This window comes from Psychrobacter sp. 1Y1 (assembly GCF_051847395.2).
GTDB lineage: Bacteria > Pseudomonadota > Gammaproteobacteria > Pseudomonadales > Moraxellaceae > Psychrobacter.
Map to the genome: position 1 here is coordinate 1719031 of NZ_JBPYDF020000001.1, position 25680 is coordinate 1744710.

The window sequence follows — 25680 nt, forward strand, 5'->3', positions numbered from 1 at the left end:
AGTTAGAAATAGTTAAACATAAGGAGCGTCTGGACGATGAGAAAGCTCCACCTCTTTGTCATTAGGCTCTCGTTGTATGGCTATCGGTAACGACTGTTCCTCTGTCCAATCAATCAGTTCCATATCGGAAAATTGGGACAACCATCCTGCCATGGGCCAACAGTGCCATTTTTGATAAAAGCGATTGGCATTGACAATGATACTGTCCAAATGATTGAGAGGTGGTCGGTAGACACTATGCTGCTGATGATAAGCGATATCAGCAGTGAGGTAAAAATCGATACCTAACCGACGTGCTGTAAAGGCAAAATCAGTATCCTCTGCGCCATAACCTGTATATTGGGTGTCAAAACCACCAATCTTATCAAAAGTCTGTCGCTTGATAGCGAAGCATAGGCTCCAAAATGCACCGTAATCCTCAGTCTGTTTGATAGCTGTTTGCTCTGTTTCAGTAGGATATGAGTCAGCTTCATCAAAATTATAACGATAAGGGTTATAGACAGACAGCTCATCTAAAACAGAGAAAGACAGATGATTGATTTTTAATTGCGTACTTTCTTCTGGTGATAAAGGTCGCGTTAGATAGCGTGGTTGACCCATCAAAAGCGCATTAGGATATTGCAAAAGCTTCTTATACATTTGCTCAATAAACGTAGGCGCTACGATACAATCAACGTCCAAAAAAATCAGCATATTGCGAGTTGCCTGCAACGCTCCAAGATTGCGATTATGTCCGATATCAAACTCTGAAGTTGTAGTATCACCACCACCATTCACAGTCGATTTAACCGTAGTCGGTAACTTTACAATGTTTAATGAGAATTCAGCTAACCGATTGGGATCGGCGTCGTCGTTGACGATAATGACTTCGGCTGGCTTTACACTACTATTTTCTAGACTGCTGAGTAGGTTATAGAGATGACGATTACGACCATAGCAAGTCGTAATGACGGTCATCGGTACAGTATCAGAAGTCGTGCTAGCGTTACTCGTTGGCTGAATGGTCATCGCTTGTCTTTGCCTTGCTATCAAGTTGCCTGTTATTTTTAATAAGTCAATATTTAATAAGTCAGAATTCAATTGTTGATTCGGGTGATAAGTTGAGTTGAGGAAGCAGCCAGTTTTCAAACCAAAGCTTAGTAGTAGGATAATCAATGGTGCTATGCATAAACGCTTGAGCAGCTGTTGACGTAGCTGCATTGATTTCCTCGCCGCTATCTTCCTCAATGTTATTTTTTTCAATGCTATCAACCGATGTAGTAGGGTGTTGTTTGCTTCGGCTATGAATTGTTTGGGCAATAGATTCAGGTTGACCGTCATTGACGCTCATTAAGGTTTTAAACTGCTGCCAATTTAGCGCTTTATTTTGAGTAACTAACGCTTCAGCCATGACGGCTTGTTCATTATGAGGTCTATCATCAGGTACTACTATGAGCGGCGTATCGTAATGATATGCTTGCGCGACAGCGTTTAGGCCACAAGCCATCATTAGATAATCGCTATGACAAATGAATGGTGTGACGTCATCTACCTCAGCTGAGATATCGACATAACATCGTTTGTCATCGTCTATAGGCCCGAGAGAGACAATTAATGTATCGGGTAGCAGTGAGCGCAACTCTGGTAATTTTTCGTCAATCGCTTTGTGTCCACCGTAGCCTTTAATGACGGTGATAATAGGTGTTGTAGCTTTGGACTTGTCTGTTAATTTAGCCTTGTCAGATGGTAAGCTTGTAGTTTTAGGAACAAAAGTTTCATTGTTCACGCTTAATTTTGCCAAAATATCTATAAAGCTCTCATAAGTATATGGCTCAGCTTTTTGAGAGTAGATAAAGTCAAGATAGAGCGTTTTATCACAGACCCACTCAGATGTCTGGGTAGACTCTAATGCTTTAGGATAAGGTGCTAGTAAGGCAAGCGCACCAGCAAATGCACCCAAATGTGGCGCATCATCGCGAATACCAGGAAGCCTAACGTAAAGGTAAGGAATACTTGCCGCACGGCAGAGCATTGCCACCTCGACGCTGACATCGATAATCATCAGATCAATCTTACATTGAAAGATAGTGTCTAGTATTTGGTGACTGCGTTTTTGAATGTCGCCATTGCCTACGGGCGAGTAATGTAGGCTGGCTGGTTGCCAATATTCTCCTGCACGACCTGCTAGTATGTCATCTGGGCGTTCATCTTCTGCATTTAAACGTACGATTTGTTGTTCATCAATAGCGGTAAAACGATAGCTATTTATATCTAAGCTCGTAAATACCGTTAATTGCGCTCTTGCATCATTAGGTAGCAATGCAGCCAGTTTGTCTGCCTGTCGGCAATGTCCTGAGCCATGATGATGAGCATAATATCCGATACGCATCATTATGATCCCTCAGAAAAGCTAACAAGACTGCTATCAGTTTCAACTGGCGCTTGAATGGCTTGATTGAAAAATTGCAGGGAGTCTTTTGTTAAATCAGACAGCTCATAGCTGTTGATACTGCTGATACTGTTGATGTAGCTTTCTGAATTATTTTCTATTAACACCGTTCCATTTTTTAACGCTGCTTGATACAGTGCTAGATAGCCGTCTACCATGGCTGACACTGAACAAAACTGCAAAGCACGGTCACGGCAAGCTTGGCGTGATATGTTTTTAATCGTAGAAAAACCATTGATAAAGGCGACTTTGTCTTTTTTAGGTACGATGACGCCTGTCTCTGGAGTAATAATTTCGGCACTGGCTCCTGCATCGAAACCAATGACTGGTGTGCCACATGCCAAACTCTCAGCTAAGGTCAATCCGTATGGCTCGTCCCAAGTGCTAGTAAATAGCATGGCAGTTGCTTGGCATAAGTAATTGTTAATCTCGTCCTTGGTGACATGACCTACATAACTGAATAGTTTGTCATCGCCACTCTTACTGTCTTTAAACAACAAAGGGGCTACTTTTTGATTGAAGTAGTCTTCGTTGCTTTTAGGTCCTGCAATGATAAGTTTTTTTCCAGCTTCCATGCAGTACCGCATGGCTAAATCAGTGCCTTTTTCAGGGCAAATACGTCCATACCAAAAATATACCTCGTCATCGCTACCATTAGTATTGCCAAGCGATTCTGTATTGGAAATAAAGGATTCGACATCGATGCCGTTATACACCACCTGTGAAGGGACAAACTCAGCGAATAACTGCTGTTGGTGCTTACTAATTGCTGTAAATTGAGTGGTTGTACCAGAGCGCAGTGTTAAAAGTGCCAAACGTAACTGCGGAAAAATAGGCGTATGGAAAGTGGTAAAAAACCTTTCGCCAAACGCTTGGCCTGTCATCATCGGAATATGATGCAGACTGTGGTTATGTACGATATCAATTTCACCGCGCTCATCACGTTCGATAATATCTCGTAGGGCTATCTGATAGGTGAGATATTGGTACATCTCTTCACGGCCCATGGCGACCGTTTCATGCTCATTATCATAAACCATCTTATTAAACTCATGACGAGTCAATAATGGCACCAACGTTGCTTTCGTCTCGCTATCTTTATGAGCGTAAAGCAATACCTCATGACCTTGCGCCACTAGCTCATCACAAATCAATTGGGTAATCATTTCTAGACCACCCGCATATGGCTGGGCGATGGGATACAGTGAATGCGCGATAATGGCAATACATAGCGGTGAATTCGAAGACCTAATCATGTTTTTAAGACCTTTATAGTTATAAGCATCATGGCTATAAGCGTTTTGGTTAGTAGAGTGGTGTATAGGGAACCTAGTATAGAAACGATAAAAGACAATAGAATGACCTTGGTTCAAAATTGGCTTATATAAATCGCAAGTTTTTACGAATTGCTGGCTTTATAAGTATTGTTTTTATAAGTACTGACTTTTACGAATCGATGGTTTTTTTATCTTTAAATAAAGACGTCGCATAAGATGTTGTGATAGTCGTCTTCTTTTCATGGGCTACTTTTAAAGTCTGCTTAAGAACCTTACTCATACTTGGCATATCTGCCCGAGCATCAGAGAAATTATCCATTGCGACCTTGGCTGCGCTTAGTTTTAGAATACAGACTGCCACTGCACAGATAAATAGTACTGGCGAATAGAGCGGTGAAAATGGCGCTACAACTAGGACTGTAATGATATTTAGCACCAATAGCAGTTTTGGTAACGCTGCTATATTCTTAAGGAGTAATGACTGACGACTTTGGATATAGTTTTGTTTTGGCGTACAGACAAAAGGTTTCTCTCGTCCCCATAGCACCGGAAGCCATGATAAGGCACCAATCTCCCAAAAGTTTAAGTGCATCAACCATGCACGTATTTTTCTACCAAAACGTGGTTGATGGCTGTCATCTATTTGTTGATTGAGAGGCGATTGATCACGGCAGTAAGCCCATAGACGTCTAAGGATAAAAAATGCATAGCCTGTATAAACCACATATAGAGGGGTAAGCATCGACACGTTAGCGTTATTTACCAAAAGCATATCAACCATCACCAGTAATGAGCAGATATGCAAAAGGATGAATAATCCTGTGAAATTTACCCAAGCACTCAATTGAGACAGATGAGCGCGTATATATGCTAGACGTTCACTCATACTTTTGGATTGCGAGACATACTGAACTGGGGAGTTGTACGGAACTGACAGGTAATCCGTGAGCACTTGCATATTGCCGTAGATCCAGCGTCGACGTTGACATATTAGGTCATCTAGTGTGTTAGGCAGTAAACCCGTGGCAATGACTTCTGGTACAAACTGACTGCGAAAACCTTGTCGATGCATAAGCACGCCCATCTGAGCATCTTCAGTGATAGAAGCGCCTGACCAACCTCCTATGCTCAAAAGATCTGAGCGTCGAATGACTGCGTAAGTACCCGTTGATAAGGCGCGATTGCGATTAAAAGGACGATATAAATGATGATTAAAATAGTGGTTCAACTCGCTATGCGCATCGAGCTGTCCTTCATTACGATAAAACTGCGGAAACTGAAGTAGGGTATGCTCAGGATATTGGGCAATAGCCTGCATGATAGAGGCTCTAGCATGTGGTAATGCTTGGTAATCACTATCGACCACCACAATGTGACTACAGTCTGGACTCATTAACCCAAGTGCCAAGTTTAAAGCACCCGCTTTGAATCCTTCGACACGATCAATGTGATAAAAGTGGACATTCAGCTCAGCGTTTAAGCTTTGGCAAAATGCTGCCAACGGCTCATACAACGACGACTCTTTATTATTATTATCGATAATCAATATCTCATCGCGTGCTTCTTTTACTGCTAATAACGACTTTATCGTGGCAATAACCAACTCTGGAGGCTCAGCTCGCGTCATCAACTGAAAACTGAGTGCTGCGCTAGTCAAAGCTTCTTGTGTGTTAGCAGTCATGTCTGGTCCTTAAGCATGTACAACAAATGAAATTTATATAAAAAGAATGGGCTTATATGTAATGTAAGTACTTGTATCCTCAGTCATTTAATGAATACCAATGCATACTAATACAAAATTAAGTAATAATTTAGCCGATAATTGTTCGTGATAAATTAACTGTGTAAGTTGTACGTAATGTGACATAAAAACTTAGTATTTTAATCACGTAAAAATAGGGTGTTTTTTGATTGAGAAGGGGGTAGGTAACTGTGTTTTATTTTTGAGTTAGGGTAGGTAGTAAAAGGATAAAGCGAGGAGAAAAAATGAGAAGCAAAAAAGTAGGCAAGCAAGTCTATATCAGTAGGTTGAAGCACGACTGTAGTAGGATAGAAAAACACGACTGAAATCGTAGTTAGTTTCAGAATCTAATTACGTTAATCAGTTTGAGATTAGATTATTTATATTGACGCTTAACTTAATGCTTAGCTAGCCCTAGCTAAATAAAGCCAGTGCTAAGCCTGTACTAAATGAGTGACACACCAGTTCCAGACAGCGTCGATAATTGGTGTTGATGACGAATTCTTTTTGCGAACGAGATAATAATCTGGCTCGACTGTTAGCGTTGACTCACTCACTTGCACCAATCTTCCTGCATTCAAATCCGCTTGTACAAACGCCTGACAAGCAATCGCAATGCCTTGACCCGCTAGCGCTGCGTCTAAAGCCAAAGCGGTCTGGTTAAATACAGCGCCGGCTAGCTTACCTGTAGTACCAAAAAATCGTGGCCAATGATGATGTGAGTCATGGAGCAATGGCATCTCTTGTAGCACCTCTGTTGATATGGGCAATTTTCTATTGGCCATTAAGTGAGGGCTAGCCACGGCCACGAGCGTTTGTTCAAACAGCAGATGAGTATCAAATGTCGCAGGGAATGGTGGGCGCGTTAGGCGTACCGCGATATCTACTTGATCACGGTTAAAGTCTGCAACGGATTCAGTCGCTACAGTACGCAACTCGACACCAAGGACCGCAGCGGTCAAAGCAGATAAGCGCGGCAGTAATAGCTTAGTGGCAAAAGTCGGTGTCACGCTGATAGTGACAGTCTTAGGTTCTCTTAGTAGCTGAGCTGTTGCTTTATCCAAAATTTTAAAAGCGCGCGTAACTTCTGCAAAGTAAACAGAACCTTGGCTAGTGAGCGCCACGCCTCTTGGTAGTCTTTGAAACAAAGGAAAGCCGATATGCTCCTCTAACATTCTTACCTGAGTCACAAACAGCTCATCAGCCGCCACCCGAAAATTAAGATGACGCCCAGCAGCTTCAAATGCACGTAAGGCATTGAGCGGTGGCAATGTACGATGACTATTTGACACTTTATTTTCCTAGACTGTAGATTTTCTGCAGTCTAGCATCTTTTATTATGATGTTAGGAATCTGATTTTATTGGTTATGATAAATGAAATGATAACTAATGGAGAAAGACAGATGAATAATATTACAACGACAAAAAAAGTAGCGCTTATCACAGCAGGTGGATCAGGCATGGGTGCTGCCGCTGCTCGTAAACTTGCAGCTGATGGTTATCATGTCGCTATTTTATCTTCCTCTGGTAAAGGTGAGGCCTTAGCAAAAGAGCTGGGCGGCATTGGTGTTACTGGATCCAACCTTATTAATGAAGATGTACAGCGCTTGGTTGCTTCGGCGATGCAACAGTGGGGACGTATTGATGCGCTTGTGAACTCTGCTGGTCACGGCCCGCGCGCACCTATTTTAGACATCACTGATGAGGATTGGCATAAAGGGCTAGAGGTTTACTTTCTTAGTGCGGTACGTGCAATTCGTTTGGTCACGCCAATCATGGTGGCACAGGGTAGCGGTGCTATCGTCAATATATCTACCTCTTGGGTAACGCAGCCGACTGCGCTTTTTCCTACGTCAACGGCTTTTCGTGCCAGCCTTGGCGCTTTTACCAAGATTTTCTCAGATGACTATGCAGCAAAAGGTGTGCGTATTAATAATGTCTTACCTGGCTGGATTGATAGCTTGCCTGAAGTCGATGAGCGACGTGATAGTGTACCGATGGGGCGTTATGGCACCTCTGAAGAAGTCGCCTCAACGATTGCCTTTTTATTATCCGAAGCTGCCGGATATATCACTGGTCAGAATATACGGGTTGATGGTGGCGTCATTCGCTCTGTGTAACGAATCAATCAATACAAGCCTATTGATACAAGATAGTTAATACCAGACTGTTAGTACAAGCAATAAAACACTATCGACGCTAGCTGCTTGAAAAAAGCAGCTCATCTATTTGTTAAGGCCAATGTTATGTTTCGAGCATACGCTGCACTGGTGCTCCTCGGTATCACCTGGGGGTCGAATTTTATTTTTATGAAATGGGCGACGGCTCTAATCAGCCCCTCACAAACCGTATTTTTACGCCTGCTATTTGGGTTTTTGCCGTTGGTTTCAGTTGCTTGGCACAGCAAAGTAATTACTCGGGCGCAGTTACAGCATTTGCCACACTTTATAGTGATGTCAGTGCTCGCAACGTCTTTTTACTATTATGGATTTGTCGCAGGTACGGCGCTATTGCCCAGTAGCATTGCAGGTCTATTAAGTGGCTCAATCCCTATATTTACCTTTTTGGGCGCGGCGCTGTTCTTACCTGATGAGCGTCCGACCAAGCAAATGGCGATTGGACTTGCGCTAGGATTTGCTGGTATCGCATTAAGTGCGCGACCATGGCAAGGCGCTACTGGTGTCTCTCTCGTTGGCGTTTTGTGGATGTTGGCAGGATCTTTGAGTGTGGGTGCGTCTTTTGTATATGCGCGGCGCTATCTGTCTCCTTTGAGGTTGCCGCCACTGGCGTTAGCCACTTGGCAAGTGGGGTTGGCTGTCATAACGCTTTCGATACTCATCGATTTCGATGGTATAACCCAGCTGTCGACAGATACTAGGGCAATGTGGGGAACGATACTTGGTCTAGGTGCTTTGGGTACTGGCGCTGCTTTTTTGATTTATTATTTTATTATTGAAACGTTAGGTCCAGTGCGGGCTGCTGGTGCTACTTATATTGCTCCAGTCGTTGCCGTCATCATTGGCGCGATAATTGGCGAGGACATCACCAGCTTAGAAATTATAGCGTTGGTACTGATTTTAAGTGGTGTCCTACGGATACAAACGGGTAGACAGACTTCAGGGTAGCGGTAGGAAGGGTAGGCTGTTAAAAATACAATACTCATACTTATGACAAGCTAGTCGATAATTTCATTTAAGCCTGCCATTGCTACTAGGTTTTTCGACGCGCTTACAGCACTAGCTCCATGACCAGTAACATGCCGACCATCAAATAATATTCGATGGTCGTCAGCATGATGAGCTCAACGATCTAATTATCTTACATTTTCTATGTTCAGATCAGCCTATGTCTAGGCAGTAGCAGTGAAATGTTGGCTTAATTCCTGAATATGCTCAGGGCCAATACCGCAGCAGCCGCCGATTAATGAAGCGCCTTGTGCCTGCCATTTTTGTGCCCAGAGCAGATAGGCAGGCGGGGTCAAATCATCACGTACTTCATTAAGCGTATCATTTGCGGCGGCATTTTTTGGTTGTGGCGGGAAAGCATTGGCATAAGCGCCAAGTTTGATATGCTGCGCTTGTTTTGCTTGCAGTACAGTTTGCGCAACATCTAGTGCTTGTTCGATGACATCAGGTTGGCAGCAGTTAAAGAGTATTGCCTCGACATCGAGAGCAGCCATCGTTGCTACGGCTTCCTCGACGGTTTCTCCTGAACGCAGACGTGGTACATCGATATCCATACTGTCTTCTAAAGTAAAAGCTACCCATAGCGGTTTATTATCTGTATCTAGCGTACTAAGTAGCTCACGAACAGCGATAGACTCGGCGATTAGACTCTGAGTCTCAGCGAGCCAAAAATCAACATACGGATTTAGACCTTTGATCAGTGGGGTGGCGATATCTTCTACGTGGTCAGCATCAAATAAGTCTGCACGGTAGGAGCCAAACAGTGGCGGGATAGAGCCAGCTACTTTGGTTGCTGTACCTTCTAGCGTCACTGCTGCACGTGCCATTTCACCTGACGCTGCTGCCAAATCTTGTGCTTGCGCTGCAAAACGTTCCTCGCCGATATGAAAGGGTACTAGCGCGTAACTGTTGGTCGTAATGACTGCCGCGCCGCTCTTGATATAAGCACGGTGTACATCACGAACGATCTCTGGCGCTTCTATCATTGCCAGTGCTGACCATTCAGGTTGACGAAACGGTGCACCACGCTTCGCCAGTTCTCGTCCCATGCCACCATCAATAATTGTGGTTGTATTTATTGGCATAACGAATCCTTCTTTATTGTGAGTAGACAAACCTGTAGAGGTGTTATCGTTAAAAATAGAGTTATTTAAAGGAGCGAAATACTAGGCGTAATAAACGTCAGATGCAACCACAGGTTTGTTAGTAACGTTAATTTATAGTTATTAACAATCAGTTGTTTACAAATAAGTTGTTTAGTGGAATATTAGATGATGAAATATAAGCTATTTTGGTATGTTATGAATCATTAAGGTGGAATCAAATAAGATGTCATATGCTACAAAAATATCGAGCAATATATGAGTGAAGTTAATGTACCAATTTTAATCGCGAATTTTAAGCCGTTCAGACTAATATCTCGTGATGAATCAGATAAATGGGAACCCAGTCTAGAAGAGATAAACAACTCTACTTATAACTACGTGAAGCTTCATAGGGCAAGTAAATTTTTCGACGCACATTTACCAAAGCCAATTCCTGCATGCTTTGGTTTTGATGGGAGCTTAATATTTCCATTCATTGAAGAGTTTAAAAATGATGATTTAGTTGTTGAGGAAGTTAATCGTATTCTTGCTTCAGTTTTCTTAGGTGGAATCTGTGTTGAATCAATCTCACCTCTAGATGTATCAAGAGGGCAGATGAATGAAACAGGCTATTATCGCCACTCATCAACTCATAGTAGTAATTCTGAATTTCATCGTGCTATTGGAGAATGTGATGCAGGCTCATTAGCTTCTATAAGGTTACTGAATCCTGAAATTATAGAAGCCGATAAATTTACAACAGCCTATAACTATGGTCATAAGGTTTTAGCTAGATTGCCAACATTATCACCGTCTCTTTTCATTGGTGCATTTACATATCATAAAAAATATCAATTGAGAGAGGCGCTAGCACATGCTTGGATTGGTATAGAACAAATACTTGAGTTTATTTGGAAAGAAACAATTGTTAAAGATGCTAAGTCTATAAATATACCTAAAAGACGAAAATTTATTGATTCTCAACAATGGAATTCAGCACATAAAATTGAAATGTTGTATCAGCAAGGATTCATACAAGAAGAGCTTTACTCGTCATTAAGTAAAGCGAGGTTCGCTCGGAATCACTTTGTTCACAAAGGAATAACTCCTTCATATGAAGAGTCTCACTCAGCGTTAATGTCTTTAATCATATTGGTAGAAGTTGCTTCAAAAATAAATGAAGTAAATTTTCATCGCTCTAATTTAGAACAGCATTTACCCGATAAATCAAAATTCTGTATACCGCAGACATACGTACCTAAAGAAAGAAGCAATGAAGGCCTCAATGTACAATATTGGCGGACTATCAAAGTAATTCCAGGGGATAAAGGTTGGAAAGGAAGTTATGAGTCTTATCCTGATATTACATTATCACCAATTAAGGTAAAAGAAGAGTGAAGACTATTTGAAATACCACTTTATATAATAAAGACAAAAAAAGCAGACATCCTAGAATATCTGCTTTTTTTATTTCTATATTATGCTTCAAACAATTATTAAGGGTAATCCCCCCAATAAATAAGAACACTTAGAAATAGAGATTAACTGCTAAAATACACCAGCAGGAGAATCCTATGAAAAAGACACGCTTTACTGATAATCAAATCGTTAATATCCTTAAACAAGCAGAACAAGGCGTACCTATCGCTGATTTATGCCGTGAGTATAATGTCGGCCAAAGCACGTTCTATAACTGGCGCTCTAAATATGGTGGCATGGATGCTGCGCTTATCACTCGTCTCAAAGAGCTTGAAGTTGAGAATGCTCGCTTAAAAAAGATGTATGCCGATGAATGTCTCAAATCCGACATATTACAGGATGCCATGTCAAAAAAGTGGTAGCGCCACTCAGGCGCAAAGAGATGGCTTGTCACTACATTAAAGAGCATGGCATCAGTATCCGCAGAGCTTGCTTGATCTTTAACATTAGCGTCACCTGTTATTATCACAAGTCGGTAGCAACGGATGAGAATAAGCAGATAGCGGACTTGCTCATAGATCTGACCGAGCAGAACAAGAACTGGGGCTTTGGATTGTGTTTTTTAAGCCTGCGTAACGTGCTGGGACTGCCATACAATCATAAACGGGTGTATCGCATCTACTGTGAGCTTGAGTTGAACCTTAGAATCAAACCTCGCCGCCGCATGAAGCGCGCCAAACCTGTGCCACTTGCTGTACCTGATAAGATAAACCAAAGCTGGAGCATGGACTTCATGCATGATGCTTTAACTGATGGACGAGGGTTTAGACTGTTTAACGTCATTGATGATTATAACCGTGAAGCCTTAACCGTTGAGATTGACTTCTCATTACCCGCTCAAAGAGTCATACGCAGTTTAAATCAGCTGATTGAATGTCGAGGTAAACCGGTCCAGGTAAGATGTGATAATGGACCTGAGTACATCAGCAACGCGCTCAAAGACTGGGCTTTAGATCAAGGTATTACGATAAGCTATATTGAGCCTGGCAATCCACAGCAGAATGCTTATGTTGAGCGCTATAATAGAACAATGCGTTATGATTGGTTAAATCAGGAATTATTTACAGATTTAGACCAAGTCCGTCAGCAAGCTGAGGCTTGGTTATATCACTACAACCACGAGCGCCCGAATATGGGCAATGGCGGTTTTACGCCAATGCAGAAACTAAACCACGCAGCTTAATTCTATTTGATAAGTGTCTTATGGTTGGGATGATTACCTAAAGGCCAGAAGCTATGGAGTCTATGTCGAAAAATGGAAGCTGTTTTTCAGCTTCATCTTCTACAGCAGTTGGGTTTCGAAGAGTCGGATATTCAAAGGTTACTGAGTAATAACTACAAGCTAAAACAGAAGTTTGATGAAATTTAATAAGTCATTAACTACGCGCCTTCGGCGCCAAATGCAGAAAAACTGTGCCTATCATTGAGGTGTGACTGATATCAACTACTAGCACTAAGCTGATCGTCAATACTTAAGCTATATTAATTTTTTACTTCTCTTTTGATAGTGCTTGTTAACGGCTCTATTCATAACGGCAACGCTCCATTGGTTTTAACCAATGGAGCCAGTATTACCTATACGGTTATTCTAGTGGAAATGATTGATCGTGTGAGCTTGAGTGCAGATATTGTTGAGAATATTTTAGGCGACTGACAGTAAGGAGCTATGCCGACATGTCTGATATAGCGAAAGTAGTTTTTATTGACCTTGCCCAAGATCCTCTAAGATAGCGCACTCTGCATTATCGTCGCCCGCGCAATGATCAAAAGAATTCTGTAGCGAGTTGACCATCTCTTGCAATTGGGCAATTTTTTGGTTTAGCGTTTCGATATGCTCTTGTGTCAGTTGCTTAACATCTGCACTCTGACGGTTGGCATTTTTGCGCAAATACAGTAACTCTTTCATTTGCTTAGATGAGAATCCTAAGTCACGAGAATGTCTTAAAAAGCATAAGTCGTCTATATCGTCTTTAGAATACAAGCGATAACCTGAATTTGAGCGATTTACGGTTTCTAGCAAGCCAATCTGCTCATAGTAACGAATCATTTTGGTAGAGATACCTGATTGCTTTGATGCTTGACCAATATTCATATTTTTCCTCCTAACCTAGAAAGGGCTTAAGCATTAATGTTTAAACCCTATATGGATATCCTTTACGATTCTATATTCACTCTGTAATGACAGTTGCTTTGAAATACTTTAGGCGTAACGCATTACCCAATACGAAAACAGAAGACAGTGCCATTGCGCCTGCCGCAAAAATGGGTGAGAGCAGGATACCAAAGGCGGGATACAAGACACCTGCGGCGATCGGGATTAAAGCAACATTGTAAATAAATGCCCAAGCCAGATTTTGTCTGATATTACTGATGGTGGCTTTACTCAAGGCAATCGCGGTAGGCACGCCTTGCAGACTACCTGACATTAGCACCACTTCAGCCGCCTCAATCGCCACATCTGTGCCTGTACCTATGGCCAATCCAACATCGGATTGAGCCAATGCAGGGGCATCATTGATACCATCGCCAACAAATGCCACTCGGCCATATTGTTCTTGCAACTGACGTACTGCATCCACTTTGCCTTCGGGTAATACTTCTGCCACTACCTGATCGATATTTAATTTTGCGGCAATCGCTTGGGCGGTATGGCGATTATCGCCTGTAATCATGGCTACTTTTAAGCCCAACTGATGTAGTGCGGCGATGGCGGCATGAGTCGTCTCTTTGATAGGATCTGCAACGGCAATGATAGCGGCCAACTGCTGGTCAATCGATACATAGAGTGGGGTTTTACCTTCTTGCCCCAAACGTAGCGCATCTTGTTCAAAAGGCGCAACATCAAGCCCTAATTGCTGCATATAACGATCTGCGCCAATGTCAATCACTTGGCCCGCCACGTTTGCTTGAATACCCAAACCTGTCATCGCCTCAAAGTCAGTGATAGGTAGCAGTTGAATATTCTGTTGTTCTGCTGCTTGTACAATGGCTAAGGCAATGGGATGCTCAGACTTTGCTTCAACCGATGCCACCACACGTAAGACTTGTTCTTTCTCAAACCCTTGTTGGACTTGGAAATCTGTTAAGGTAGGTTTGCCTTCAGTCAATGTGCCTGTTTTATCAACGGCAACCACGCTCACATCCTGAAGCATTTGTAGCGCTTCGCCTTTACGGAATAGCACACCCAATTCTGCACCACGACCCGTACCGACCATAATAGAGGTGGGAGTGGCCAATCCCATTGCACAAGGGCAGGCTACAATGAGCACGGCAACTGCATTGATTAAACCAAAGGTTAAAGCAGGGTCAGGGCCAAAAATCAACCAAACTATAAAGGTTAATGCTGATAAAAACATCACCGCTGGTACAAACCACATGGTGACTTTATCCACCAATGCTTGAATCGGTAATTTAGAGCCTTGGGCTTGTTCTACCATACGAATGATTTGCGCTAATACAGAATCTTCACCAATGGCCGTTGCTCGAATATTCACGGTACCGTTTTGATTGATAGTACCGCCGACCACTTGATCGCCGGCTTGTTTTTTCATAGGGACAGGTTCACCAGTGATCATAGATTCATCAATATAACTGTGACCGTCAACGACTTCGCCATCGATAGGCACACGCTCGCCTGGACGAATCTCAACGATCATTTGTGCGGTGACGTCCTCTACAGGGACTTCAATGACTTTATTATCTTGGTGTATACGGGCCGTCTTTGCCTGCATGCCTACTAAATGCTGAATGGCCCCAGAAGTACGACCTTTAGCCTTTGCTTCAAAATAACGACCTAGTAATATCAAGCTCACAATCATAGCAGCGGCTTCGTAATAGACGTGCACCGTGCCTTCAGGTAACGCTTGCGGGATAAAAGTCGCTATCAGAGAAAAGCCATACGCTGCGATAGTACCAATCGCCACTAGCGAATTCATATCTGGCGCAAAACGTAATAAGGCTGGCACGCCTTTTTGATAAAAGCGTCGGCCTGGAAAGAGTAGTACCAATGTGGTCAAAACAAACTGTATCAGCCAACTTTGCTGAGTGCCGAGGTTATTCACTACCCACATATGAAAGGCGGGAATCATATGCGAACCCATTGCTAAAATGAATACGGGCAGTGACAACAGCGCAGAAAATCCCAAATCTCGTTTAAGCTGATTTTGCTCCGTGGCTTTCTTATCTTGTCGATCACTTTGGTCTTGTTCTACCAGTTTGGCCTCGTAGCCCACTTTTTTAACGGCCTCAATCAATTCACTCGTTTTTATTTGAGCGTCGGCTTTAATCCAAGCGCGTTCAGTCGCAAGGTTTACTGTGGCTTGTTGCACGCCAGCGACTTTGGCTAAGGATTTTTCTACTCGTCCAACGCAAGAGGCACAGCTCATGCCTTCTATGGATAGCTCGATAGGCTTGGTTTCAGTCACTTTATAGCCTGCACGCTCTACCGCTTTGTTTAACTGGGCAACATCTACAGGCTGCGATGAATAAACAGTCGCCTTTTCAGTTGCAAGATTTACCTCGGCGTTTTCAACATGTTCAATATTTTTTAACTGCTTTTCGATACGTCCGACACACGAGGCGCAACTCATGCCTTCAATGCTCAGTACTTCATGATAAGTAGGGGCTTTAGTATTTTTTGTTTTCATAACAACCTCTGTCGTTTTTAACTATATTTTTAATCTTATTTTCAAATCTATAGCGACAGCATATAGGTTGACATCATGGTAAGGTCAAGCAGATTTCTTTGAATACTTTTAAGCTCATTTATAATAGCGTCTTATATTTGGCGTTGAATACAAAATAGCTCAATTATGGTTTATTGTTGAAGGTGTGGCGGCATTAATTCTAAAATAGGGCAGGATAAATGACTAAGAATAAGATAAACTGCCCAGCGAGCGCTGATAGGGTTCGATAACTCTCGATCAATTCACTGTATTTGGCTGCTAGCGAATAAAACACCAATAATAAACACGGCTAGCAATGACAGAGTACACCGTCAACAGCAGGTGATCTCAGCACCGTTAACACAAAATATTTATACAAGACCATTGATATTAAGGCACATCACTATGGAAGAAGTACCAAATACGATAGAACAAAGACCCGTATTCATGCCCAAAGTCAATAGTGACAATTTGGTAAAAACGGATATGGTTATGTTTGAGCGACATGTGGGATTTGCGACCAGACAAAAGAAAAAATCCATCAATGACTTACAGCAAGTCATTCGTAAAAAGTATGGATTTAAGCAAGTATTAGAGCTGTCCAGCAAATCTGGTAATAAGCTGAGTTTTCCGCTAAGTCCGTTTAGCTTAAAGATTACTGATGAGCATGATGGCAATCCATATAGTGTCGAAAATGCTTTTCAAGCCAGTATGGTTTTTGAAGATGGTGGTCCTTATACAGATTTGTTAACAGTAGCGCCAAGACAAGCCAGAAAGGATGAGCGATTGATGACCTCGGGCGAGCTCATTGGCTATAATTACTTTGGTATGGAGTGGGGCGTAGAGCCGTTAACGACGTTTTATGACTGGCTGTACGTGAATGCTCTCAAGCAAAACCCTCAGCTGCATGAGGAAGTGATTCAATATCAGGGATTTACTGATATTACCTTTAATCCTAAAAAATCTATCCATAGTGCAGCGTATGCGTTAGCGTTATTTGTGGCACTGCATAAAAGAGAATTGCTCGATAATGTTGAAGACCCAATGGCATTCTATGACTTATGCAATAATGTTAAAATCAGCAATACTGAGCACCTGTTAGAAGAAGGTTGGATCTGATTATTAAATCAGCGCTTGCTTAAGTTTGCTTGAACCGAAAGCTACGATACATGATGTATCGTAGTTTTTTTATGTCTCTATGTTTAGAGCTATATATTCTCATCCCAGTACGGCGGCGTGCCATAGTAGTTGTTCATAAAATCGATAAAGCATCTGACTTTGTGAGGTAGTAGTTTTCTATGGGCATAGACCGCATACAAGCCTAAAGGGCTAGGTTCATATTCTGGCAACACTACCACCAACTTGCCAGTACTTAACGCTTCGCTAGCAATGAAAGTCGGCTGTAATATCAATCCTCCGCCTGCAATAGCTGCTTCAACGAGTACATCACCATTATTACTATGAAAAACGCTACGTTCTTTGAATTGTTTGATCTTTAGGTATTTGTAGATTTGACCCTTAGTTTCGACATTCATATAGCTATAATGCAAATAGCGATGCGATTCTAAATCCTCAAGTTGCTTAGGTGTGCCATGAGCTTTGAGGTACTTAGGCGAGGCGCATAACACCACGCGAATCGGAGCAATCTGCTTGGCGATAAGCGACGAGCTTTGGAGCTGTCCGATACGCAGGGCAATATCAAACCCTTCTTCAACGATATCTACTTTTCGATCACTCAGCTGCAAATCAACGGTAACTGATGGATAGCGCTCCTGAAAATCAGTGATGAGTTTTGCCATATGCTTTAGGGCAAAGGAGACGGGCGCACTGATTCGCAGGACGCCTTTGGGATGCTGCTGTAAGCCGCCTAACTGCGATGCCATCTCATCAATACTCAATAAAATCTGCTGCGTATGCGTAAAGTATTGACTGCCAGCTTCAGTCAGGCTGACTTTGCGTGTAGTACGGTTGAGCAGGCGAGTATGTAGTTCCTCCTCTAGCTTTGCCACATACTTGCTTACTAGCTGCGGCGAGAGCTGCATCGTAATTGCCGCTTTACTAAAACTGCCTTCTGTTACTACCGCGACAAAAGCGCGCATGGCATCGATTCTATCCATATCTGTCCTTATAATTCTCTCAATATCAAATCCATTATAAACAGTATGTTGATAATTATTCAATATAACTGAGCTTACTCTTTTATAGCGTTGATAGTAAAGTGTGCCTATATCATTTTCGACACTATTTATTCTAATCATACGTTATGGAGTGAGCATCAATGAAATCATCACTATTAAATACTATTTTGACATCAAAAGCTGGAGCAGCGGCCTTAGTTCTTCGTGTACCCGTTGGCTTAATTTTAGCAGCCCATGGCGCCCAAAAATTATTTGGTTGGTTCGGTGGTAACGGACTGGCAGGTACGGCTCAATGGTTAAGCAGTATGGGTATGGAGCCTGGCTACCTGATGGCAATACTCGCAGGCGGTGCTGAGTTCTTCGGTGGTCTGGCTATGGTATTAGGTTTGCTAACCAGACCGGCCGCTTTAGCCGCAGCTTTTACCATGTTGGTGGCTATTTTTTCTGTCCATATCAGTAATGGGCTGTTCGCTGATAATGGTGGTTATGAATACGCGCTAACATTGATGGTGGCTTCGCTTGCTCTAGCTATTCAAGGTGGCGGCTCCCTCAGTATGGATAAGGTATTGTCAGAAAAATTAGGATAGGTTTTATAGTTGTAAATAGCTTTATTCAATTTTCGTGAATAAAGCTGTTTGAAAATAGCCATTTAAGACAAGCAACAAGGAGAAAGCCATGACAACACTTTTATCTAATGAGTCAGTTAGCCAGCCTGTATTGTTTATACCGCATGGTGCAGGGCCGTGCTTTTTCATGGATTGGCAACCAGCGGATACGTGGTATGAGATGGCAACGTTTTTAAAGAGCATTTCTGCTCGTTTGCCTGAGCGACCAAAGGCTATCTTAATCATTAGTGCGCATTGGCAGACAGCTGAATTTAGTATCACCGCTAGTAAGCAACCTGACCTCATTTATGATTATTATGGCTTTCCTGAACATACTTACAGTTTGACTTATCCAGCCTCAGGCGCACCAGCATTGGCGGAGAAAGTCAGTAGTCTACTGACAGAGGCAGAGGTAGGTAATCAACAAGATGCGGAGCGCGGGTTTGATCATGGCGTATTTATACCGCTTAAGCTAATGTTCCCTGAGGCAGATATTCCAGTGGTGCAGCTATCTTTGCGTCATGATTTAGACCCGAAGGCGCATTTAGCTGCTGGTCAAGCACTGGCATCACTGCGTACAGAGGGTGTGCTAATCGTCGGTAGCGGCATGAGCTTTCATAATATGCGTGGTTATGGTGATACTAGTTTTACTGAACCATCAGAGCGTTTTGATGAATGGCTAACGAATACTGTAGAATCAGCAGATTCGAATAAACGACTCACGGCCTTGGCTAATTGGAAAAATGCGCCTCATGCGCTTGACTCACATCCGTTAGGGGCAGAAGAGCATTTGTTACCGCTTATGATAGCGGTGGGTGCAGCAGGACGTGACAAAGGGCACAAGATTTACTCCCAGCAAGTGCTAAAAACGCAGTTGTCTGCCTTTCAGTTTGGGTAAGTATTTTGAAAAGCATAGATCACGGTGTTTCAGCGTAATTGTCAAAAATAAAACAACCTTTGAATCTCAGAATCAAAGGTTGTTTTATGTTAATAGAGCAGTTATTAACAATATATCAAATAAGAGATGTTATCTCTTATTTGATATATTTTGCCACTACATTATTTCCGTCAAGCTCAAATTTAAAAATGTTCGATGTCGTTTCAAGGTTGGCTATAGCTAAGTCAATTATTATATATTTCGTAATTGCTCGATTAACCAACGATGTATGCCACTGTCAGCAGTACGTGGATGCCATGCTGCTATGACCTTAAAAGTAGGCGGCAATGCTTCAACCTTAAGCTCTTTGACCTTACTGCTCGGCAATAATCGCGAAGGATAAAACGCAATCATGTCAGTCGTGTGCAAAATATCTGGTACAGCCGAAAAGCTAGGAACCGACATCACAATATTTCGTTTTAGACCTTTTTCTGCAAACCATTGATCATGAGAGCCGCGTAAATTAGCACGCGAAGGTGACACGACGAGCTGCGCGTGTGCAGCCACTTGCGCCAGCGTTAATGGCTCTGTGGCAAAGGTATTTTCACAACCCTTCACGCATAAATGTTGTTCTTCAAATAAAGTCACATACGATAAGTTATCAGGGATAAATTCAGGGAAGGTAATCAACAAATCAAGCTCGCCTGCTGCAATCAGCTGATTGATATTGTCTGAGGCAAAATCACGTACGATTAACTTCAAATCTGGTGCGTCGCGTCGCGTAATATTAAACAATTTCGGCAATAATGCCTGCGTCGCATAGTCAGTCGCACTAATCGTAAATATGCCTTTGTATGTGTGCGGCATAAAAATCTCTGGCTCTAACAAATCTTCCAACTGCTTTAATATATGGTCAATAGGTTGCTGCATCGATAGCGCTTTTGGTGTTGCTACCATGCTATTGCCTTGACGAATAAACAAACGATCATCAAACACCTCACGTAACTTGCGTAACTGCTCACTAATGGCTTGTTGGGTCAGCCCCATTTTGCGTGCGACTTGCGATAAGTTTTTTAGATCAAGCAGTGCTTGTAATACTCTAAGCTGCTTAATATCGAGCCGATTCATTCCATTCATAATGAGTACCATTAATAGTTGTATCTTAAACAATAATTGGTTGTTTCTAATTGTACCCTCAAAACGCTATGCTGACCAACATTGCTTAAGTAGCCACTAAATGAGCTATTAAGCATTAAAACAGGCTCAATACATTCAATAATAAGCCATCAGCTGCTTTAAAAGAGATACTTATGACACAAACTATTCCAGATACAAAGACATTATTTTCCTCTGTAGCACTTGGGCCTTATACGCTCAACAACCGTATCGTAATGCCGCCATTGACACGCTCTCGTAGCACGCAACCTGACAATATCCCTAATGACTTAATGGCCAGCTATTATGCACAGCGTGCGTCAGCAGGCTTTATGGTGACGGAAGGTACGCAGATTGAGCCAAGAGGTCAAGGTTATGCTTGGACGCCAGGTATCCATTCATCAGCCCAAGTTGAAGGTTGGAAAAAAGTCACGCAAGCAGTACATGACAAAGGCGGTATTATTTTTGCTCAGCTTTGGCATGTAGGCCGTGTGTCGCACACCAGCTTGCAGCCTAATGGTGCTCAGCCGGTAGGGCCGTCTGATATTACCGCTGATAACGTCAAAGTATTTATTGAAACAGGTCCAGGTGCAGGTGCATTGGCTGATCCAAGTGAGCCACGCGCTCTCAGTACCGATGAAGTTGGTGAGTTGGTAACGATGTATGCGGCCGCTGCGCGCAATGCATTGGAAGCGGGTTTTGATGGGGTAGAGTTGCATTGTGCTAACGGTTATTTGGTCAATCAGTTTATCTCTGAGCACACCAATCACCGTGATGATCAATATGGTGGGTCGTTGACCAATCGTTTGCGCTTCTTAAAAGAAATCGTCGCTGCTGTCAGTGATGTGGTGGGTGCTGATCGTTTAGGCGTACGCTTTGCGCCATTATTTGCGAGTACGGATGAGACGCGCGTGTATTTAGGCTTGGTAGAGTCAGATCCCCATCATACCTATGTCGAAGCAGTCAAATTGCTTGAGCAAGCGGGTATTGCTTATTTGTCCATTGCAGAAGCTGATTGGGATAATGCGCCTGATTTACCAGACACTTTTTATCAAGCAGTCAGAGAAGAGTTTTCAGGCCGTATTATTTATGCTGGCAAGTACACGGTACAAAAAGCTGTGAACATTTTAGAAAAAGGCTACGGTGATTTATTCGCGTTTGGTCGTCCTTTTATCGCCAATCCTGATCTGCCAGAGCGTATTGCCAATAACTGGCCATTGAATGAAGTAGATCCTACCACGATGTATGGTGGTACTGATGTGGGCTACAGTGATTATCCTTACTATCAAGAATAGCAAAGTATATAAACAGTGACTGAGATAAGGCCATTAATACTAATGGCCTTATTTTCATTTATAAATTTGTGACTTGCTGGATATTCACAGACAGTCAATCTTTAAGCGACAATTATTGTTTTTGTCGCTTAAAGGTTTTTCTTTTATCGTTTTATCAATAGGTAGTAGGCAATGAATCAGAATTCCAAAGACAGACTTATACGCATATTGATAGGATATGTCGGACTTTATCCAACGCTCCTAATCGTATTGACGTTATTGAAGCCTGTGACCCAAGGATTAAGCCTGCCAGTGGTGGTATTAATTGAAACCATCATACTCGTTCCATTGACACAGCTAGTTTCCTTCCCACTAGCAGGCTGGGTCATTGAGCGTCTGAGCAGAAAAAAGTAATCGCTTTTCGCAGCGTTCACTGGTACACCATTCTCTTATTCAAGCTCATCAATCAACTGTTTCATTTCATCAATTTCACGTTTTTGAGCTTTTATAATATCATCAGCAAGCTGTTGCACACGCGGATCTTCAATATCAGCGCGACTACTGGTGAGAATGGCAATCGAGTGATGCGGTATCATCGCCTGCATCCAATCGACTTGATCGACCGTTGCTTGAGATCTAACGCCCCAGATACCAACTACAAACATCAATACACTTAGACCATAGATCATCAAATTGACCTTGGTCTTCTTATACATATTGGTCATAAATGCCAACATGACGACTGCCATACCGGCACCCATGTATAGCGCCATATAAGCTCGGGTTTCACTAAAGTAAATGTGATCCCACTGGTAGGTATTGAAGTACATCATGATATACATGATGACAGTCGATGTCAGAATCATTAAGGTAAATTTTACATAAGGGTTCATATTTTTTTGCTTAGCAGCTTCCATGATATGACCTCCATTGTTTTGTTAAATTAAAATGGGTAGACAGTTAAAACCAGAATTTAACCCCCGCAGTCAAACTACTGCTATCAACTGATTCATTTTCTTGACGTCGTTGGCCACGAGCCTTGCCAAGCGCTGTCTCATAACTAACACCTACATAAGGAGCTAGCTGGCGACTGAATGTCTCGTAAGTCAGCCTGACCTCAGTTTCCATCTCATTAAAGCCTTTGGTAATACCATTATCATGGTCATCTTTACTAAAGGCAGTCAGTCCAACCTCCGGTATGACTACCCAATGCTGATCCAAACGCCATTCGTACTCTGCGCCCAGATCAAGACGAAGTTGACCATCGGTATATAAGTAGGCTCTCGCATCCGTTTCTATAAAATAAGGCGCGGTACCGACAATACCTGCCATTACGGCAGCGTTGTCGTTTTCAGTATCGTAAGCGACACCAGCTTCACCATTCCAAAAAATACTTAGTGGTTTCCAATAGGCAAGGGAGCTTAAGCTATCGATTTCTTTATCATCTTTAGTCTGAGCACTACCTTCCGTGCGTAGTCTTATACGATTGCTATCAGTACCATACCAACCCGTCGCCTCAAAGTTGATTTGGTCTTCATCAAACTGATAGCCCAAGTCGTCTACTGACACTCCCCATAATGGCATGCTGCCCATCATCATTGGCTTACCATACTGTCCGTAGGGAACCCCATTTGAATAGTCTGGACTGCGAGCATCAGCTGGTGGCTGCCCACCTTGCATGCCAGGCATATCGCCCGACATATCCATGCCGCTATGATCCATACCAGACATATCGCCCGACATATCCATGCCACTATGATCCATATTGGACATATCACCTGACATGTCCATGCCACTATGATCCATATTGGACATATCACCTGACATATCCATGCCACTATGATCCATATTCGACATCTCAGCAGCTGTTGCAAAAGAGGATGTGAGCAAGACTAGCGATGACAAACCAATGAATGACAGATTTTTCTTAGATATTTTCATAATAAGCCTCATATTCGAAGGTTTGTTAAACGACGGCAACTTCTCTGAACATGCCGGCTTCCATGTGATAAAGCAGATGGCAATGCCACGCCCATCGTCCAACTTCTCCCGTCACATCAAAGCTAATCTTTTGCGCTGGCTGCACCACAATCGTATGTTTACGTACCTGAAAGTCTCCAGATGGCGTGCGCAAGTCACTCCACATACCATGCAGGTGCATCGGATGGTTCATCATGGTGTCATTGACTAAGGTAATACGTACGCGTTCGTTCGGCTTAATATTGACAGGCGTTGCATCCTTAAACATGACACCATCTAAGGCCCAAATATAGCGCTCCATGTTACCCGTTAAATGTAGCTCGATCTCTCGGGTAGGATTACGCTGCTCCGCAAATATAGCCTCATCCACGGAACGTAATTGGTCATAAGTCAAAACCTTTCTATCAATATCACGCAGGTTAATACCGGGATCATCGAGGTTCATACGTGGACTGTCGACACGCATATCAGATTTAAAGTCATACTCGGTCTTAGCATGCTTTGCTTTGTAGCCTTTATCACCCATCGCACCCATCATATCGGCCATGGTTAGCCATTCGATCTTGTCCATAGCCGGTATGGCAGCTCGCGCGCCTTTTTTAGTTGCAAGCGTGGTCGCGACATAGCCTGAACGATCGATGTTTTGGGCAAATATCGTATGTGCGTCTTGAGTAGGCGTGACGATGACATCATAGGTCTCAGCCACGCCAATGCGGAAATCATCAATCGCAACGGGTGCGACGTCAATACCATCTGTTGCCACCACCGTCATTTTGAGACCCGGTATACGCACATCAAATATCGTCTGTGCTGAAGCATTGATAAAGCGTAGTTTGACGGGCTGTCCCGCTTTCACTAGCTGTGTCCAATTGGCGGCTGTGGTCTTACCATTCATTAGATAGGTAAAGGTCTTTTCGCCAGATAAATCAGTAAAATCCGTCGGCATCATGCGCATCTGATTCCACATTTTGCGCTTATCATAAACGGCTGCTAAATCTGTTGCGGCAATATCAGACAATAGTTTTTTGAAGTCTGGCAGATGATAATTATCAAAGTCAGCGCGCTGTTTGAGCAGCTTCAGTAGATTGTGCGGATCGCGATGCGTCCAATCACTCAGCACAATAACGTGGTCTTCCTCGATTGGATGACGCTCACGGCCTTTTGGCTCAATCACAATGGCACCCAGCATACCGGTTTGTTCTTGGAATCCACTGTGTGAGTGATACCAATAGGTGCCTGATTGTTTAAGTTTGAATTTATAGGTAAAGGTGCTGTTCGCAGGAATACCGTCAAAGCTAATACCCGGTACCCCATCCATTTCAAATGGGACGAGCAGACCATGCCAATGGATAGAGGTTGATTCATCCATCTGATTATGGACACGGATGATGACTGTATCGCCTTCACGCATCTTTAGCGTTGGTGCTGGCAATGAGTCATTGATGAGGGTTGCCATACTCGACTTGCCATTGACAGTGACAGGCTTCTTGCTGACATACAGGTCAAACTCATTACCGGTTAGGATAGGTACGATATGGTCAGATTTATCACTGTTGACGGCTACATTCTGCTGGCCTTTACCGAGCGCACTATTGGCAATAGACGGTAGGATGGACAGCATGGATGCCCCTAACAAGGTAGAAGATCCTGTCAAAAAACGCCTGCGGTTAAGCATAGTTTTGTTCATAATGATTCACCTGATTTATATCCATAAAGTGAGAGTTGAGTCTATATGTTTATCAGCCAAGCCTATGTCTTTGGCCGCTTATTAACAGAGCTGAATAAGCTATT

Annotated in this window: 22 protein-coding genes; 9 read left to right on the forward strand and 13 right to left on the reverse strand. The window is 42.8% G+C overall.

What is annotated here, in order from left to right; genetic code table 11:
* Positions 1-12 precede the first annotated feature (12 nt).
* From ACS8FA_RS21155 to ACS8FA_RS21175, 5 genes are all read right to left on the reverse strand, one after another.
* The gene (locus tag ACS8FA_RS21155) at positions 13-1008 is read right to left on the reverse strand and encodes a glycosyltransferase family 2 protein (RefSeq protein WP_439265181.1); all 996 of its coding nucleotides are present in this window, start codon (positions 1006-1008) and stop codon (positions 13-15) included.
* A gap of 61 nt (positions 1009-1069) precedes the next feature.
* Positions 1070-2371, reverse strand: a complete 1302-nt coding sequence (locus tag ACS8FA_RS21160) for a hypothetical protein (protein WP_439265183.1) — start codon at positions 2369-2371, stop codon at positions 1070-1072.
* Positions 2371-3684, reverse strand: a complete 1314-nt coding sequence (locus ACS8FA_RS21165) for a glycosyltransferase (RefSeq protein ID WP_439265185.1) — start codon at positions 3682-3684, stop codon at positions 2371-2373. The genes ACS8FA_RS21160 and ACS8FA_RS21165 overlap by 1 nt, the downstream gene beginning before the upstream one ends.
* A 190-nt stretch (positions 3685-3874) precedes the next feature.
* The gene (locus ACS8FA_RS21170; RefSeq protein WP_439265187.1) at positions 3875-5386 is read right to left on the reverse strand and encodes a glycosyltransferase family 2 protein; all 1512 of its coding nucleotides are present in this window, start codon (positions 5384-5386) and stop codon (positions 3875-3877) included.
* Between the two features lie 494 nt (positions 5387-5880).
* Positions 5881-6738 (reverse strand): LysR substrate-binding domain-containing protein, encoded by an 858-nt coding sequence (locus ACS8FA_RS21175; RefSeq protein WP_439265189.1) that lies wholly within the window; start codon positions 6736-6738, stop codon positions 5881-5883.
* A 112-nt stretch (positions 6739-6850) separates the two neighbouring features.
* Between ACS8FA_RS21175 and ACS8FA_RS21180 the strand changes: the two genes are divergently transcribed.
* Both ACS8FA_RS21180 and ACS8FA_RS21185 read left to right on the forward strand, forming a co-directional pair.
* Complete coding sequence (locus tag ACS8FA_RS21180) at positions 6851-7567, forward strand: SDR family oxidoreductase (RefSeq protein ID WP_439265190.1); 717 nt, start codon at positions 6851-6853, stop codon at positions 7565-7567.
* Positions 7568-7693: 126 nt separating this feature from the next.
* The gene (locus tag ACS8FA_RS21185; protein ID WP_439265192.1) at positions 7694-8572 is read left to right on the forward strand and encodes a DMT family transporter; all 879 of its coding nucleotides are present in this window, start codon (positions 7694-7696) and stop codon (positions 8570-8572) included.
* Positions 8573-8796: 224 nt separating this feature from the next.
* On the opposite strand, the gene ACS8FA_RS21190 is transcribed toward ACS8FA_RS21185, so the two are convergent.
* Positions 8797-9717: a homocysteine S-methyltransferase family protein gene (locus ACS8FA_RS21190; RefSeq protein WP_439265194.1), complete on the reverse strand. Its 921-nt coding sequence runs from the start codon at positions 9715-9717 to the stop codon at positions 8797-8799.
* 276 nt (positions 9718-9993) lie between these two features.
* Here ACS8FA_RS21190 and ACS8FA_RS21195 point away from each other — a divergent pair, with 276 nt between their 5' ends.
* Together ACS8FA_RS21195 and ACS8FA_RS21200 are read left to right on the forward strand one after the other, a co-directional pair.
* The gene (locus ACS8FA_RS21195; RefSeq protein WP_439265196.1) at positions 9994-11115 is read left to right on the forward strand and encodes a hypothetical protein; all 1122 of its coding nucleotides are present in this window, start codon (positions 9994-9996) and stop codon (positions 11113-11115) included.
* Positions 11116-11291: 176 nt separating this feature from the next.
* A protein-coding gene (locus ACS8FA_RS21200; RefSeq protein ID WP_426138840.1) for an IS3 family transposase occupies positions 11292-12379 on the forward strand; the annotation gives its coding sequence in 2 pieces (ribosomal slippage) (positions 11292-11544 and positions 11544-12379; 1089 coding nt in all).
* A 516-nt stretch (positions 12380-12895) separates the two neighbouring features.
* Here ACS8FA_RS21200 and cueR read toward each other — a convergent pair.
* Together cueR and ACS8FA_RS21210 are read right to left on the reverse strand one after the other, a co-directional pair.
* On the reverse strand, positions 12896-13288 hold the full coding sequence (gene cueR, locus ACS8FA_RS21205) for a Cu(I)-responsive transcriptional regulator (RefSeq protein ID WP_352309142.1): 393 nt from the start codon (positions 13286-13288) through the stop codon (positions 12896-12898).
* Positions 13289-13364: 76 nt separating this feature from the next.
* Entirely contained in the window at positions 13365-15842 is a 2478-nt protein-coding gene (locus tag ACS8FA_RS21210; RefSeq protein ID WP_439265198.1) for a heavy metal translocating P-type ATPase, read from the reverse strand.
* Between the two features lie 423 nt (positions 15843-16265).
* Here ACS8FA_RS21210 and ACS8FA_RS21215 point away from each other — a divergent pair, with 423 nt between their 5' ends.
* Positions 16266-16979 (forward strand): DarT1-associated NADAR antitoxin family protein, encoded by a 714-nt coding sequence (locus tag ACS8FA_RS21215; RefSeq protein WP_439265200.1) that lies wholly within the window; start codon positions 16266-16268, stop codon positions 16977-16979.
* 89 nt (positions 16980-17068) lie between these two features.
* Here ACS8FA_RS21215 and ACS8FA_RS21220 read toward each other — a convergent pair whose 3' ends face one another.
* The gene (locus tag ACS8FA_RS21220; RefSeq protein WP_439265202.1) at positions 17069-17977 is read right to left on the reverse strand and encodes a LysR family transcriptional regulator; all 909 of its coding nucleotides are present in this window, start codon (positions 17975-17977) and stop codon (positions 17069-17071) included.
* Positions 17978-18138: 161 nt separating this feature from the next.
* On the opposite strand from ACS8FA_RS21220, the gene ACS8FA_RS21225 reads away from it, so the two are divergent.
* Entirely contained in the window at positions 18139-18585 is a 447-nt protein-coding gene (locus ACS8FA_RS21225; protein WP_160023207.1) for a DoxX family protein, read from the forward strand.
* A gap of 88 nt (positions 18586-18673) precedes the next feature.
* Positions 18674-19501: a DODA-type extradiol aromatic ring-opening family dioxygenase gene (locus ACS8FA_RS21230; protein WP_439265204.1), complete on the forward strand. Its 828-nt coding sequence runs from the start codon at positions 18674-18676 to the stop codon at positions 19499-19501.
* A 231-nt stretch (positions 19502-19732) separates the two neighbouring features.
* Here ACS8FA_RS21230 and ACS8FA_RS21235 read toward each other — a convergent pair whose 3' ends face one another.
* Positions 19733-20617 (reverse strand): LysR family transcriptional regulator, encoded by an 885-nt coding sequence (locus ACS8FA_RS21235; protein WP_439265206.1) that lies wholly within the window; start codon positions 20615-20617, stop codon positions 19733-19735.
* A 185-nt stretch (positions 20618-20802) separates the two neighbouring features.
* On the opposite strand from ACS8FA_RS21235, the gene ACS8FA_RS21240 reads away from it, so the two are divergent.
* Both ACS8FA_RS21240 and ACS8FA_RS21245 read left to right on the forward strand, forming a co-directional pair.
* Positions 20803-21930 carry an alkene reductase gene (locus ACS8FA_RS21240; protein WP_240990722.1) on the forward strand — a complete coding sequence of 376 codons (1128 nt, stop codon included), beginning with the start codon at positions 20803-20805 and terminating at the stop codon, positions 21928-21930.
* 171 nt (positions 21931-22101) lie between these two features.
* Positions 22102-22323: a putative antibiotic biosynthesis monooxygenase gene (locus ACS8FA_RS21245; protein ID WP_057760053.1), complete on the forward strand. Its 222-nt coding sequence runs from the start codon at positions 22102-22104 to the stop codon at positions 22321-22323.
* Positions 22324-22358: 35 nt separating this feature from the next.
* Here the strand turns inward: ACS8FA_RS21245 and ACS8FA_RS21250 are convergent, their stop codons facing one another.
* Genes ACS8FA_RS21250 through ACS8FA_RS21260 form a run of 3 tightly spaced genes read right to left on the reverse strand, consistent with a single transcriptional unit; the run spans position 22359 to position 25576 of the window.
* Positions 22359-22826: a DUF305 domain-containing protein gene (locus ACS8FA_RS21250; RefSeq protein ID WP_439265208.1), complete on the reverse strand. Its 468-nt coding sequence runs from the start codon at positions 22824-22826 to the stop codon at positions 22359-22361.
* 43 nt (positions 22827-22869) lie between these two features.
* Positions 22870-23850, reverse strand: a complete 981-nt coding sequence (locus ACS8FA_RS21255) for a copper resistance protein B (protein WP_439265210.1) — start codon at positions 23848-23850, stop codon at positions 22870-22872.
* 25 nt (positions 23851-23875) lie between these two features.
* A complete protein-coding gene (locus ACS8FA_RS21260; protein ID WP_439265212.1) occupies positions 23876-25576 on the reverse strand; it encodes a copper resistance system multicopper oxidase in 1701 nt (566 codons plus the stop codon).
* Positions 25577-25680 lie beyond the last annotated feature (104 nt).